The following is a 15300-nucleotide window of genomic DNA, read 5'->3' as shown; positions in this document are numbered from 1 at the left end:
GCCGCCGTCCCGGCGCCGCTTAGTAGAAGATGCCGCGCGCGACGCGGATGACCGAGCCGTTGAAGTTGCGGATCAGCAGGGCGTCGGGTCCGACGCGGATCCAGCGTGTGCCGGGGCCGGCGTAGGGCAGGCCGTAGGCGACTGGCCGCGCGACCCAGTAGCGCTCACCCCAGTACGAGCGGGGCAGGAAGCCGCCGACTCCCCAGGCACGGTAGCCATAGCCGCGCGGATACTCGTAGCGCCCGGCGTTGTAGCGGCGCTCGCCGTCCCAGCCGCCGCGATGGTCGCGCCAGTCGCCGCCACGGTTGTCGCGCCACTCGTCGCCGCGTCGGTCGTCACGCCGGTCGTCACGGCGGTAATCGCGCCGGTCGTCGCGCCCGGCGTAGCGGTCGCCACCCCGGTCGTCGCGACGGTCGCGCAGGTCGGAGCGCATCTCGCGGCGCGCGCCGTTGACGTCGCGCTGCTCCTGCCGGATCGCGCGCGGGTCGCCACTGCGCTTGGCGGCGTCGAGTTCACGCACCTGCTGGCGCACCTCGTGGCGATCCCGGTGGATCTCGTCCTGGGCCTGCGCCGCGAGCGGTACGGCCAGCGATGCCAGTGCAACAGTCGCCAGTATGAAACTTCGCATTTCGATCTCCCTCGGAATTGGTACGCAACGCAACTCACCACTTGGATGCCCCCGGTCGCGGTGGCCCCGTCGCGGTAATTCGCATGTGGGCCGTGAACGATTTCTGAGGCGGATCGTCAGCCGCCGTTCAGCCTGCCGGTGCGCTCCGGAACCACCGATCAAGGTGGCCAAGTGACTCTTTGCCGAGCGGTGCCCGACGACGAGAACGGCCCGGGGTTGCCCCCGGGCCGTGATGTCGTGGCGTGTCGAAAAGGCTCAGGCCGCGATCGAGCGTATCCGGCCGCGGCGGCGAGCGGCGACACCCACCATCATGAAGCCACCGAGCATGAGGCCCCAGGTCGCGGGCTCCGGAACCACGCCCGACGTTTCGAGCGTCACTTCGGCGATCGAGACATTGTCGAGGACGGTGCCGTAGGCATTGTTCTCTTCGCTGCGGAACTGGATGTCCTGCATGGTGCCGCTGGCGACGAAATCGTAAGTAAAGGTTTCGTACATCATGTCTGACTTGGTGTTTAGCGTGTTGGCGTAGACGAACTCCTGCGAGACGCCGCCGGTCGCCGAGACGAGCGCCCGCTTCGGCCGGCTGGCCCCGTCCGGGTTCGCCGACAGGTCGAAGGTGATCCGATAGGTCGCGCCGGCCGTGAAGCCGCTGATCGACTGCTTGACGCCGCCGGAGCTTATCGCTGAAAGATCGATGCTGCGGCTGCCGGCCGAGGCGACCCAGTAGCTGCCGATATAGTCGACCCCGACCGAGAGCACCTCCCAGCCGGGCAGCGAGGTCGTGTCGCCGGTTGCAAGCGTCGTGTAGGAGCCCGGTGCCACCCCGTCTTCGAAACTGCCGTTGATGACGGTAACAGCACCGGCCGAAGTCGCGATCAGCAGGGCGGTGGCGGTGGCAGCGAGCAGGCGCATATTAGTCTCCCTCTAGTTGCAGGGAGCGATGCAAGGCCTGTGCCAACCTCTAAGTCGTTACGAATCCGTAACCATGCTTATCGGTTGGGCAATAAGTGTAAGGCAGGCCTTACAATAATGATTAACGCGAAATTACCAGAGAAAGCGCGCCACCACGTCGCGGTAGCTGCGGCTGACCTTGACCTGGGTGCTTGAACCCAACACCAGGAAACACTCGCCGTTGGTGTGCGGCTTGACCGACTTGACGTTGTCGAGATTGACGATCGTCGAGCGGTGGATGCGCTGGAACTTGCGCGGGTCGAGGCGCTTCTCGAGATCCTTCATGGTCTCGCGCAGGATCAGCGTCTGGTCCGCGGTGTAGATGCACATGTAGTCGCCGGCCGCGTCGATGCGCTCGATGTCACCCACCTCCACCCGGAAGATCTGGCCGCGGTCCTTGATGTTGATGACCTTCTCGAAGCGGTTGCTGGCAGGCTCCTCGCCGGTCGCCATGTCCTCGGGAATCGAGTCCGGTGCGACCTCCTCGAGGATGCCGCGCAGTCGGGTGGTGTCCTCGCTGCTGCGCTTCTCGGCGAGGCGCTGCCGGACGCGCTCGATGGTTGCGGCGAGGCGCTCCTCCTCGACGGGCTTCATCAAATAGTCGACCGCCTGCGCCTCGAACGCCTTGATCGCGTGCTTCATGTAGGCGGTGACGAAGACGAACAGCGGCGGCTCGATGTCCGCGAGGCCGCTGACGACGGAGAAACCGTCGAAGCCCGGCATCTGGATGTCGAGGAAGACCAGGTCGGGCTTCAGCGTCTTGATGGCGCGAATCGCTTCGCGACCGTTGGCGCAGCGCTCGACGATCTCGACGTCGTCGAAGGCCTGCAGCCTGAGTTCGAGGCCCTGGACGGCCAGTGGTTCGTCGTCGACCAGAATGGTCCGGATGGTCATTGCGCGATTTCCCTCGGCGTTGCGAGTTGTTGCGCCCCCTGACGTGGTTCGGCCAGACGTTGTTCGACCGACCGCAGTTCGGCCCGGCTATCCGCGTTGCCGCCGCGGAAGTCAGTGCCTCGGCCTTCGAAGGCCTGATACGGTATGTCGATCAAAACGATCAAGCCGTGTGGCTCGTTCGTCTCGAGTTCGAAACGATGGTCCTCGCCGTAGGCCTGGACCAGACGGTCGCGGATGTTGGCGAGGCCGACACCACTTCCTGAGGTGGAGGCTGGCAGCTCGCCGTGCAACCCCCCGGGCGGTAATCCCGGCCCGGTATCGGCGATGGTGATCATCAGCCGGTCGCCCATCAGGCGCGCGTCGACGTGGATGTCGGCGCCTTCCTCCTGCGGGGTAACGGCGTATTTGACGGCGTTCTCGACCAGCGGCTGGAGCAGCAGCGACGGCATCCGGGCCTCGATCGCCGCGGGCGCGATGTCGAAGCGGGTGCGCAGCCGGTCCTCGAAGCGCGTGCGCTCGATGTCGAGGTATAATTTCAGCGCCTCTGCTTCCTGCGCGACGGTGGTCATGCCCTCGAGGCCGCCGACCAGGCTGTAGCGCAGGAACGAGCTCAGCCGCGACAGCATCGCGTTGGCCTTCTCGGTTTGCTTGAGCAGCACCAGGGTCGAGATCGAGTTGAGCGTGTTGAATAGGAAATGCGGGTTGAGCTGGTAGCGCAGCATCTCGAGCTGCGCTGAATTGGCCTGCGCCGCGACCTTGAGCATGCGCTCCGATTGCGCCGCGAGCAGCAGGTAATAATTGATGCCGTAGTACAGGCCGGTCCACGCCCCGAGCACCGAGAAGTCGAGCAGGATGGCACCAAGGAACTCGACCCCGCGCGGTTGCCACCCGGGCTCGTAGAAGGTCGCGTGCGCCCAGACCTCGAGCACCGAGAACAGCCCCGACGCGACGGCGACGATGATCAATGTCACCGTCCACACGAACACCGGCTTCATGCGGATGACGCGGCGATAGGCGGCCGCCATCAACAGGGTCAGCGAGAAGCCGGTGGCGGTGACGATCAGCGTCGGCAGGACGAACGCCAGCCCCATCGCATTGGCCAGTCCGCCCAGCCCACGCAGCAGCAGGTAAGCCCCCCAACCGCCGCCCTGCAGCAGCCAGAAGGCACGGTTCTTGTCGTGGAAGAACGTCTGGTTGCGGAGGCTCGCGAGCGGCATTGCGGGAGGGTGTAGCACCCCGAGCGCGAAAGCGTCAGTCCTCCGGCGCGATCTGGACCGCGAGGCCGTCGAGCGCCGCGGTGAACGGGATCTGGCACGACAGGCGCGAGTTGGCGGTGCGGTTGTCGCTGCTGTCGAGGAGATCGTCCTCGTCGCCGCTGGGCTGGCCGACGGCTTCCATCCACTCGGGCGCGACGTGGACGTGGCAAGTCGCGCAGCTGCAGCTGCCGCCGCACAGCGCCAGCAGTTCGTCGAAGCCGTTGTCGCGAATGACCTCCATGACCGACAGCCCGGCGTCGCCGTCGACCTCGGTAGTGTTGCCGGCACGATCGGTGACGAGAAGTCTGGGCATGGTCGCTCCGGCTAGTGGCGCAAATCAGGTTGCGAGCCTATTAGCGGCGTCATCACATTCGGCAAACGGGTAATCAACATGGGCCTCAGCGCCGACGCGCTCAGGCGCGGCATCGACTACGTCGCCGACCAGAACCCGCTGTTTGCGGCCGCCCTCGTGCGGCTCGGCTACCCGGAGCCGCGGATCAACCAGCGCGGTGCGACAACGATGATGCGCGCTATCGTCGGCCAGCAGGTATCGGTGGCCTCGGCAGCCGCGGTCTGGAACAAGTTCGAGGCCCTCGTCGGCGACACCGGCGATTTCCCGCGCATCGCGACCATGTCGGACGAGTACCTCCGCACCGCGGGGCTATCACGCCAGAAGGCGAGCTACATCCGCAGCCTGGCCGGGCTGGTCGCCACCGGCGCGCTCGACTTCGCGGCGCTGCCCGAGGACGACGAGGACGCGATCGCGGCGTTGGTCGCGGTCAAGGGCATCGGGCGCTGGTCGGCGGAAATCTACCTGCTGTTCGCGGAAGGTCGTCCCGACATCTGGCCGGCGGGTGACCTCGCCATCCAGATCGCGATCGGACAGCTGCTCGGCCTGGAAGCGCGACCGACCGAGAAGGAGACGCGCGCGCTGGCCGAGCCGTTCCGCCCCCACCGCGGAGCGCTCGCGGTATTCTGCTGGCACCATTACAACATCATCGCGATCTGACATGCCGCTGCTCATCACCTCCCACTCGAACCCGACGATCAAGCGCATTGGAGCCTTGCGCGACAAGAAGCATCGCCGCGCCGAGGGCCTGTTCCTCGCCGAGGGCCTGCGCATATGCACCGAGGCGGTCGAGGCCGGACAGGCCCCGCGCATGCTGGTCTACGCCGCCGAAGCCGCCCGGCACCCGCTGGTCGAGCGGTTGGTCGCGGTCGTCGAGGGCGGCGGTGGTACTGCGATCGAGACCACGCCCGACATCCTCGCCAAGCTGACCGGCAAGGACAACCCCCAGTCCGTGCTCGGCGTCTTCCCGATGCGCGCCACGACGCTGGCGGAGGTCGACCGGCACGCCGCCCCGATGTGGGTGGTGGTCGAGAACCTCAAGGACCCCGGCAACCTCGGCACCATGCTGCGGACCTGCGACGCGACGGGTGCAGGCGGGGTGATCCTGCTCGACGCCTCGTGCGATCCGTTCAGCGTCGAGGCGGTGCGCGCCTCGATGGGCGCGCTGTTCACGCGGACGGTGGTCCAGACCGATGGGCCGACGTTCCTCGAGTGGCTGCGGCAGGGCGAGGGGATGCTGGTCGGAGCATCCCTCGAAGCCGCGGTCGACTATCAGGCGGTGCATTATGCCCCGCCGACCTTCATCTTCATGGGCAACGAGCAATCTGGCCTGCCCGCCGACTACGCCGCCGCCTGCGACGTGCTGGTCAAGCTGCCGATGCGCGGTCGCGCCGACAGCCTGAACGTCGCGGTGGCATGCGCGGTGTTGCTGTATGAGGTCCTCAACCAGGCTCGCTAGTCACGCTCGTCGTTCGCAGGGGCGTCGTTCGCAGGGGCGTCGTTCGCGGGGGCGTCGTTTGCGGCTCCGCTGGTAGGCGGCGCAAGGCGGAGTTCTGGAGCCGCAGGGGTCCGCACCGAAGTGTCGATGACCCCGAGCGTCGGCACCGCCTTCTTGCCCTCCTCGACGCCAAGCTCGGTGAAGCGCCGCGCTTTGGGCAGGACATTGGCCTCCAGCGACCCGACGAAGCTGTTGTAGCCGTTGACCGCCTGGCTGAGGTTCTTGCCGATCCCCGACAGGTGCTCGGCCATCGTCGCGATCGCGGCGTGCAGGTCGGCCCCGAGCTTGCCGATCTCCTTCGCCTCCTGCGCCAGTTTCTCCTGCCGCCAGACCAAGGCGACGGTCTTGGCCAGCGCCAGCAGGTTGATCGGCCCGGTCAGCAGGACGCGCTGGTCGAAGGCCCAGCCGAGCAGCGGCAGGTCGTGCTCGAGTGCCGCCGACAGGAAGTTCTCGCCCGGCAGGAACATCACGACGAAGTCCGCGGATTCGCCGAACTCCTTCCAGTAGCTCTTGTCGCTGAGGCCGCGGGCGTGGGTGCGGACCGCGGCGGCGTGGCGCTTGTAGGCGGCGCGGCGGCCGTCCTCGCTGTCGGCCTCGGCGGCGGACAGATAGTCGTTCAGCGAGCACTTCGCATCGACGATCAACCGGCGGCCACCGGGCAGGTTGACGATCGCGTCCGGACGCTTGCCGCCGTCCTCACCGCCGGCGTGGGTCTGGACAGTGAAGTCTATGCCTTCGCGCAGGCCTGCCATCTCGAGGGTGTTGCGCAGCTGCTGCTCGCCCCAGCTGCCGCTGGTCTTGCCGCTCGAGCGCAGCGCATTGATCAGCCGCGACGCCTCCGCGCTGACCTGCAATTGACCCGCCGCCAGTCCGACGAGCTGCTCCTTGAGGCCGCCGTAAGCCTCCTGCCGGGACGCCTCGATCAGTTTCAGCTCGCCCTCGTAGCGTTGCAACGTCTCGGCAACCGGTGTCAGCAGCGCCTTCATGCCGCCCTCGCTCAGCGTCTGGTGCTCGGCAAAGCGGGCCTCGGCGCGTTCGAGGAACTGCGCCTGCGCACTCTCCAGCGCCTTTGCCGCCAGCGCCGCGAAATTCTCGTTCGTCCGCGCCAGGTCAGCCGTGTGGGCGCGCTCCCGTTCGGCCCGCTCGGCCTCGAATGCCCCTACGCGTCCGGCCAGCGCCAGCCGATCCGCCTCGACGGTATCGAGCGCATCGACCCGGCCTTTCGCGGCGCGCAATTCCGCCGCCGCTTCGGTCGCCGCGAGGCGCGCCAAGACCTCCTTGCCGCGCCACGATTCGACCTCCGCGCGCGCCGCCGCGGCCTCGGCTCGCGCCCCCGCCAGCGGTCGCCCCCACATTAACCAGCCTGCAACGACCGAAAATGATATCGCTGCAATAATGAACGTAAGTTCTATCATATTCAATTTATTGAACCATCCAAAGGAGTTGTCGATATCGCAACGCGTTCAAAACGTCATAGTAAAATTACCGTGATTACAAAGTCGTCGATGAACAAATTACGTACATTTTGACTATGCGCGCTTGCCCTTAAGCGTGACTCCGGTCTACGGGGCGACGTGGCATTGGGCGCTGTCACGAATTGATGGGGGTTTTTAAATGGTCGAATCGCGTAGCGTAACGGGTCTTGGCGCGAGTTTTGCTCGCCTGGCCGCACCGGCGCGTTCGGCGCGGCGCTCGCGCTCGGCGATGGTTGCCCTCCTGCTCGCGGGTGCCGCGATGAACGCGACCGGGGCGCGCGCCGCTACGGCGCTGGACCTCAGCGGCCTGTCGGTTCCGCTTGCGAACCTCGACACCGCGAGTGTGAATTATGACTTCGTACAGAACGGCATCGCCCTTCTTTCGTCGAGCTCGAACTACTCGTTCGGCGGCATCCTGCGTGACGGCACCGGTGTCCAGGTGTTCAGTCTCCACAAGGCCGGCGTCAACACACTGACGCTGACTGGTGCCAACACCTATTCGGGCGACACGGTCGTCAACGCTGGCATCCTCCAGGCCGGTGCGGCCCACACGCTGTCGGCGAACTCGAAGATGATCGTCAACGCGATGCTCGACCTCGCCGGCGGCGACCAGACCGTCGCCGGCCTTTCCGGCAACGGCGACAACATCAACAGCGGCGTCGCTGCCGTCCTGATGATCGACCTCGCGTCGGGTCTCGAGACGTACGGAGGCCCGATCTCGGGTGCCGGCGCCGCGATCAAGATCGTCAAGAGCGGCGCGGGTCAACAGAATCTCCATGGCCATAGTTCCTATACCGGCGGCACCGACATCGCTGGCGGCACGCTCGGCTTCGGCGCCGCCGACTCGCTGGGTACCGGCAAGATCACGTTTACCGGTGCCGGTGGAACGCTGGTCGCGAATGGTACCAATACCGTCCTCGCCAATGCCATCCAGCTGAACTTCGACGCCAACATCGATGGCGGCGGCCACGCGCCGACGCTGACCGGCCTGATCACCGGAACCGGTCTCCTGACCAAGACCGACGGCGGCACCCTCCAGATCGACAACGTGTTCAACGACTACGGCGGTACCGTCGTCACCCAGGGCACCCTGTTGCTCGGGAACTCCAATGTCCTCGGCTTCGGTGCCCTGACGATCACCGGCAACTCGCGTGTCAACGCGATCTCGTCGCAGTCGCTCGACAATGCGGTCGTCCTCCAGGGCGGCAACATGACCGTCGACAGCCCCGGCACCACGCTGGAACTTGACGGCATCGTTTCCGGAACCGGCGGTATCAACGTCAGTGACGGTGCAACACTGATCCTCGGTTCGGCAAACACCTACAGCGGCGCAACCCAGCTCGACGGCTCGACGCTCGGCATTCGCGATGGCCTGGCAATCGGCGGCGGCGCCAACCCCATACTCGCGTTCAATTCGGCGCTCGCGAGCTACGGGGTGAACCTTACCGTCGCCAACACGATCCGCGTCCACGGCGACTTCACCGTCGACACCAATGGATATGTGCTGACGCTTTCCGGACCCATAAACGACGTCAACGGCGCTAACCAAGGTGCTCTCAACGTCATCGGCGGCGGCCGCCTGGTCCTGACCGCGGCGTCCAACAACTACACCCTCGGCACGACCGTCAGCAATTCGGTTCTTGAAGTCAGCAGCAACGCCCAGCTCGGCAACGGCAACGCAGGTATTGCGCTCAATTCGGGCGAGCTGCGCATCGACGGCACGGGCTTCACCGCGACAACGCGGGTCCTGACGCTGACGGGCCTCCTTAACCGGATCAACGTCGTCGATGCTGGCGCGACCGTGGCCCTCGGCCTCGTCACCGGCGGCGGCAACCTCGTCAAGGACGGCCTCGGCGCGATCAGCCTGACCGGCACCAACTTCCAGGGCGAGACGTCTGCCGGTAGTGGCGTTATCAACTTCGACACCAACGGTGCCTTCGGAACCGGGTCCATCCTCGTCCAGGGTGGCAACATCGTTACTGCTACCAACGGCCTGACCCTCGCCAACACCATCGCGCTGACCGGCGGCGGTGGCGAGATCCACGCCGACGGCAACGACCTGACCTTGAACGGGCTGATCTATAGCGTTGGGAAGTTGGTCAAGTCGGGCAGCGGCGCCTTCAACATCAACAACGTGAATACCTATAGTGGTGGCACCCACATCACCGATGGCACTGTGCGCGTCGGCGCCAGCGGAGCCCTCGGCTCCGGCACCATCGAGATGGAAGACTTCGCGCGCCTGACCACCAGCGTCGACGCGACGCTGACCAATGCGATCGTGATCAACAGTCACGTCCACATCGATGGCGGCGGCACGCACACCCTCAACCTGACGGGTGACATCAGTGGCACCGGCAATATCCACATGTGGTCCGAAGCCGGCACCGTCGCGTTGTCCGGCAACAACACCTACAGCGGCGGCACCGACGTCGAATTCGGTACTCTGCGGGTCGACAGCTCGACGGGCACCGGCAACACGCGAGTGGAAGCCGCTGCCAGGCTCCAGGGCGTCGGCAGCCTGGCGGACGCCACGGTCCATTCCGGTGGCACGCTCGCGCCTGGCAACAGCGCCGGCACCATCAGCTTCGCCAACCTGACACTCGACAGCGGCTCGCTCCTCGACTTCGAGCTCGCTGCTCCCGGCACCACCGGCTCGGGAGTCAACGACTTCATCATCGTCAACGGCAACCTTTCGCTCGGCGCGACCTTCAACTTTACCGACCTCGGCGGGTTTGGCGCGGGCACCTACCACCTGATCAACTACACCGGCATCCTGTCCGGTACCGGGCCCGTCCTCGGCACCGTGCCCTCAGGCTTCGGCAGCTTCACCTTCGTCACCGGCGGCGGCTTCGTCGATCTCGTCGTCACGACGCTCGCCAGCAGCATCCAGTATTGGGACGGTGGCAACGTCGTCGGCAACAATGTCATCAATGGCGGCACCGGGACCTGGAACACCGCCGGCCAGAATTGGACCAATTCGGCCGGCTCGACGAACACCGGCTGGGGTAGCGACACCGCCATCTTCGCTGGCGTCGTTCCCGGCGTCGTCACCGTTGCCGGCACTCAGAATTTCAACAAGCTCGAGTTTGACCTGACCGGCTATACGCTGACCGGCGGCACGCTGCACGCCGGCGGTGCCGGCGAGGTCGATGTCGCGGCCAGTGTGACCGCCACAATCAACTCGGCAATCAGCGGCAGCGTCGGCCTGATCAAGACCGGCGACGGCACGCTTTCACTCGGTGGCACCAACTCGATGACCGGCGGCGTTCACGTCGCGGCGGGCACGCTCGAGGTCGCCTCGACGGGCGCGCTCGGGTTCGGGACGTTCAACATCGATGCCGGCACGGTCATCAAGCTGGACTCGGGCTTCGCCAACAACACCGTCGTCAACGGTGTCGGCGGCGCTGGGGCGACCTTCGACACCACGCCCTTCAACATCACGTTGTCCGGTGACATCGTCGGCACCGGCACGATCACCAAGACCGGTGCGGCCGCGCTCGCGCTTTCGGGTGACAACAGCGGCTTCTCGGGCGGCATCAACCTGACCGAGGGGCGCCTCAGCCTGCTGAGCAGCAATGCTGCCGGCACCGGGCCGATCACCACGACCGGCTCGACCATCAGCTACGCCAACGGCATCGCAAGCGTGGCGCCGATCATCGTCAACAGCAACACGACGCAGCTGTTCGTCCTCGCCGGCGACAAGGCGACCCAGGCCGGTGCGATCTCGGAGCTGAACGGTCCGCGGGCGATCTTCAAGATTGGCGGCGGCAACCTCGTCCTGACCGGCGCCAACACGATCAGCGGGCCGGTCATCCTCAATGACGGCACGCTCACTGTAGCGGGCGGCAACAACCTTGGTTCGGGCACGCTCGATGCCAATGCCAACGTGCGACTGGATGTCGGCCTCGTCGGCGGCCAGGCGATCACCATCGCCAACGACATACGCCTCAATGGTCAGCTCACGGTCGGCCTGATCGGCACCTCTGGTCCGACCTTCAACTCGGCTACCGGATTGGTCGAGAGTGACGGCAACAACGTAACCCTGGCCGGACGCATCACGGGTGCAGGCGGCCTGATCACCGACGGTTCGACGCCTGGCAACCTGATCATTCTCGGTACCGACGCGGACGGTCCCAACACCTACTCGGGTGGAACGGTATTGACGAACGCAGTCGCTTCGGTGGGCGCCAACGATGCCCTCGGCACGGGCTTGGTCACGCTCGGCGCTGGCAGCGGCATCGTCAACAACAGCGGGGGTGCACTCACCGTCGGCAACGCCGTCAACGTCAGCGCAGGCAACACCAGCCTCGGCGGCGGCAGGGACCTGGCGCTGACCGGCGCGATCACTGGCGCTGGCAACACAATCTACAAGCTTGGCGACGGTGTCCTGACACTCGCGAACTCGGGCAACGGCGTCAACGCTGACCTTCAGGTGCGCAACGGTACGCTCCGCGTCGATGGCGCGCTGACCAACGCCGTGAGTTCGGTGCTGGTGTTTGACGGCGCGACACTACAGGGTACCGGCTCGATCGCCGGTGACGTCACTCTGCAGGACAACGCAATCCTCGCCCCCGGCGACTCGCCGGGTACGTTGACGGTTGGCTCGCTGTTCCTGAACAACTCGACGCTCGTCAACTACGAGCTCGGCGAGGCCAACGTCCTGTCCTCCGTGTGGAACGACCGTACCGTCGTCACCGGCGCGCTCACGCTCGACGGCCTGCTTAACGTGAGCGACTCGCATACGTTCGGTCTCGGCGTCTACAACCTCTTCACCTACGGCGGCGCATTGACCGACAACGGCCTGGATGTCGTCACGCTGCCCGGCGGCTATAGCGGCACGATCGAAACTCTGGTCTCCGGTCAGGTCAACCTCATCGTTACTGCGCCCGGCGACCTGATCCAGTATTGGGACGGTACCGACATGACCGGCGAAGTCCCCGGCACGGTCCTGGGCGGCTCGGGCGTCTGGAACAATCTCAACACCAACTGGACCTCTGATCCATTCCAGCTCAACGCCAGTTGGCAGAACGCCGTCGCGATCTTCGCTGGTGCGAGTGCCGGTACGGTCGAGCTGCAGGAGAACGAGAACTTCTCGCAGCTGCAGTTCCAACTCGACGGCTATCACGTCACCGCCACCGGTGCCGGCGGCCTGACCGTTACGGCCGGCGACATCATCCAGACCGCAACCGGTGTCACCGCAACGATCGACGCAACCATCGGCGGTACCGGTTCGATCACCAAGCAGGGCCTGGGCAACCTCGTCCTCAACGCGGCCAACACCTACTCCGGCAACACTCTCCTGACGGCTGGAACGCTAACGGTCGGTGACAATGCTGCGCTCGGTACCGGTGTCCTGGTAATGGCCGACCAGACCATCCTGACGACCAACACGACGGGCCCAGGGCTGGCGAACGATGTCATCACCCTCGGCGGAGCACGCATCGACTCCGGCCCTGGTACCCTGCAGTTGGACGGTATTATCAGCGGTGGCGGCTCGATCTCCCAGATCGGTACTGGCGACCTGATCCTGAACGGCCACAACACGTTCACCGGCAACCTCGGCATCAACAAGGGCACCGTGACGCTGGGCAACAGCGCTGCCGCCAGCACCGGCCTGATCACCATTGACGACCAGGCGATCCTCGCCTCGGGTGCCGACAACATCGTGCTCGGCAATCAGGTCGACCTGACCGGCGCGGCGCGTATCGATACCAAGGCGTTCACGATGACGGTGAACGGGGTGATCACCGGGCCGGGCTCGCTGTCGCAGGTCGGCACCGGCAACCTGGTCCTCAACGGCCACAACACGTTCACCGGCAACCTCGACATCAACAAGGGCACCGTGACGCTGGGCAACAGCGATGCCGCCAGCACCGGGCTGATTACCATCGACGACCAGGCGATACTGGCGGCGAGCGCCGATCTGGTGGTCGGCAACCACGTCAACCTGAACGCGGGTGCGGCGCGCATTGACACCAAGGCCAGCACGGTGGTCCTCAACGGCCAAGTCACCGGGCCGGGCTCGCTGTCGATGATCGGCACCGGCAACCTGATCCTCAACGGCCACAACACGTTCACCGGCAACCTCGGCATCAACAAGGGCACCGTGACGCTGGGCAACAGCGCTGCCGCCAGCACCGGCCTGATCACCATCGACGACCAGGCGATCCTCGCCTCGGGTGCCGACAACATCGTGCTCGGCAATCAGGTCGACCTGACCGGCGCGGCGCGTATCGACACCAAGGCGTTCACGATGACGGTGAACGGGGTGATCACCGGGCCGGGCTCGCTGTCACAGGTCGGCACCGGCAATCTGATCCTCAACTGCGCCAACACCTTCGCGGCCGGCCTCGGCATCAACCAGGGCACCGTGACGCTCGGCACGAACACCGCGGCGGGCACCGGCTACCTGACCATCAACGACGGCGCGACGCTCAAGTCCGGCGTCACCGGGCTGGTCGTCGCGAACAATATCCAGACAACGGGTGCGGGCCGCATCGACTCCGGGACGGGTGCCTTCACCCTGACCGGCGAGATCGGCAACGTCGGCGGCATCACCAAGGTCGGCACGGGCGTGCTGACATTGACCAACAGCAGCGGCTTCACCGGCGGCACGACGGTCGCGGCGGGTCGCCTCGACGTCAACGGCGCGCTGACCGCATCGGTGGTCACCGTCGGGGCCGGCGGCACGCTCGGCGGTACCGGCACGATCGTCGGGCTGGTCGTGCAAGCCGGCGGCACCGTTGCCCCGGGCCTGAGCCCCGGGACCTTCACGGTCGCCGGCAACGCGACCTTCACCGCCGGCTCGACCTATGCCGCCGAGATATCGGGTGCGGTTTCGGACAAATTGGTGGTCACCGGCACGGCGGCGCTGAACGGTGCCAACATCGCGCTGGTCGCCGGTGCTACTCCGGCGATCTTCGGGACCACGTACCAGATCCTGACCGCCGCCGGCGGCCGGACCGGCGCCTTCACGCCGACCACCACCGGGTTCATCCAGGCCTTCAAGCCGACCCTGGTCTACAGTGCGACGGACGTGAAGCTGACCCTTGCCCCGGCCTCGATCGTCGGTCTGCTCGGCAGCGGTGCGGGCGGTTCGTCGAACATCACCAACATCGCCGCCGCGTTCGACACGTCGGTCACTGCCGGCTTCAACCCGCAAAGCTTCTTCAACATCTTCCTGCAGAGCGGTGGGGCACTCGGGGCTTCGCTCAACCAGCTGACCGGCGAAGTCACCAGTGCCAACAGCCGCACCGCGATGGCCGATACCCGCTACGTGCGTGAAGCCGCGCTGGACCGTCTCGGCGCCAGCCTCGGCGGCACCGGCGGCGCCACGAACGGCGTCAACACCACCGGCACCGACGAGCACAACGTCAGTGTCTGGGCCCGCGGCATCGGCTCGTGGACCAAGAGCTCCAGTGACGGCAATGGCAGCCACCTGAGCATCGACGCGAAGGGTGTCATCACCGGCGTCGACGCCAGCTTCGGCGACTGGAAGGTCGGTGGCCTGTTCAACTACCTCGAGAGCGACGTCGACACCCGCGGTCTCGGCAAGGGCAAGGTCAAGAGCACGGGCGGCGGCGTCTACGCCGGCTACCGTGCCGACAAGGGCATCGCCTTCGGCATCGGCGGCGCCGCGAGCCACGTTCGCAGCACCGAGAACCGGACCGTCAGCTTCCCGGGTACGTCGCAGGCTCTCACCGGCAAGACCGGCGGCACCAGCTACCAGGTCTTCGGCGACGTCAGCTACGACCTGGCCGCGGCGGCAAACACCCGGGTCGAGCCGTTCTTCCGGGCCGCCTACGTCAAGTACAACCTCGATGGCTTCAGCGAGGCGGGCGGCTTCACCGGTCTCAACATCGCCAAGGACAAGTACGACACGACGTACCTGACCGCCGGTCTGCGAGGCAGCATCCTGCTCGGCAGCTCGGCCTGGCTGCGGGGTTCGGCGGGCTACCAGCGGACCACCGGCGACCGTTCGCCAGTCTCGCTGGTGACCATCCAGGGCACGTCGACGGCGGCGGCGATCCGCGGCGTCGCACTCGACACGTCGGCCTTCGCGGGTGAACTCGGCGTCGATGCAACCGTCGCCAAGAACGTCACGCTCGGTGCCGGCTACAGCGGTGTGCTCGGCAAGAACACCAAGGACAACGGCGTCAAGGCAACGCTAACTGTCGGCTTCTGATCAGCGCCTACCGACCGGAGCAGAACGACCTACCCCCGGGGCAGCATCCGCTGCCTCGGGGGTT

Annotated in this window: 9 protein-coding genes; 3 read left to right on the top strand and 6 right to left on the bottom strand. The window is 66.1% G+C overall.

Annotated elements, in window-relative coordinates; all coding sequences use genetic code 11:
- Positions 1-19 precede the first annotated feature (19 nt).
- From KX816_14505 to KX816_14485, 5 genes are all read right to left on the bottom strand, one after another.
- Positions 20-628: a DUF1090 family protein gene (locus KX816_14505; GenBank protein ID QXQ05445.1), complete on the bottom strand. Its 609-nt coding sequence runs from the start codon at positions 626-628 to the stop codon at positions 20-22.
- Between the two features lie 255 nt (positions 629-883).
- Entirely contained in the window at positions 884-1126 is a 243-nt protein-coding gene (locus tag KX816_14500) for a PEPxxWA-CTERM sorting domain-containing protein (GenBank protein QXQ08593.1), read from the bottom strand.
- Positions 1127-1672: 546 nt separating this feature from the next.
- The gene (locus KX816_14495) at positions 1673-2473 is read right to left on the bottom strand and encodes a LytTR family DNA-binding domain-containing protein (GenBank protein ID QXQ05444.1); all 801 of its coding nucleotides are present in this window, start codon (positions 2471-2473) and stop codon (positions 1673-1675) included.
- A complete protein-coding gene (locus KX816_14490) occupies positions 2470-3690 on the bottom strand; it encodes a histidine kinase (GenBank protein ID QXQ05443.1) in 1221 nt (406 codons plus the stop codon). The genes KX816_14495 and KX816_14490 overlap by 4 nt, the downstream gene beginning before the upstream one ends.
- A gap of 34 nt (positions 3691-3724) precedes the next feature.
- A complete protein-coding gene (locus KX816_14485) occupies positions 3725-4042 on the bottom strand; it encodes a 2Fe-2S iron-sulfur cluster binding domain-containing protein (GenBank protein QXQ05442.1) in 318 nt (105 codons plus the stop codon).
- Between the two features lie 78 nt (positions 4043-4120).
- On the opposite strand from KX816_14485, the gene KX816_14480 reads away from it, so the two are divergent.
- Positions 4121-4738, top strand: a complete 618-nt coding sequence (locus KX816_14480) for a DNA-3-methyladenine glycosylase 2 family protein (GenBank protein ID QXQ05441.1) — start codon at positions 4121-4123, stop codon at positions 4736-4738.
- 1 nt (position 4739) lies between these two features.
- A complete protein-coding gene (locus tag KX816_14475; protein ID QXQ05440.1) occupies positions 4740-5537 on the top strand; it encodes an RNA methyltransferase in 798 nt (265 codons plus the stop codon).
- On the opposite strand, the gene KX816_14470 is transcribed toward KX816_14475, so the two are convergent.
- Positions 5534-6931 carry a DNA recombination protein RmuC gene (locus tag KX816_14470; protein ID QXQ05439.1) on the bottom strand — a complete coding sequence of 466 codons (1398 nt, stop codon included), beginning with the start codon at positions 6929-6931 and terminating at the stop codon, positions 5534-5536. The two genes, KX816_14475 and KX816_14470, sit on opposite strands and share 4 nt — an antisense overlap.
- A gap of 259 nt (positions 6932-7190) precedes the next feature.
- Here KX816_14470 and KX816_14465 point away from each other — a divergent pair, with 259 nt between their 5' ends.
- The gene (locus KX816_14465) at positions 7191-15236 is read left to right on the top strand and encodes an autotransporter-associated beta strand repeat-containing protein (GenBank protein ID QXQ05438.1); all 8046 of its coding nucleotides are present in this window, start codon (positions 7191-7193) and stop codon (positions 15234-15236) included.
- Positions 15237-15300: the final 64 nt, after the last annotated feature.

This window comes from Sphingosinicellaceae bacterium, from assembly GCA_019285715.1.
Classification (GTDB): domain Bacteria; phylum Pseudomonadota; class Alphaproteobacteria; order Sphingomonadales; family Sphingomonadaceae; genus Glacieibacterium.
This window is presented reverse-complemented; position numbering and strand designations above follow the sequence as displayed.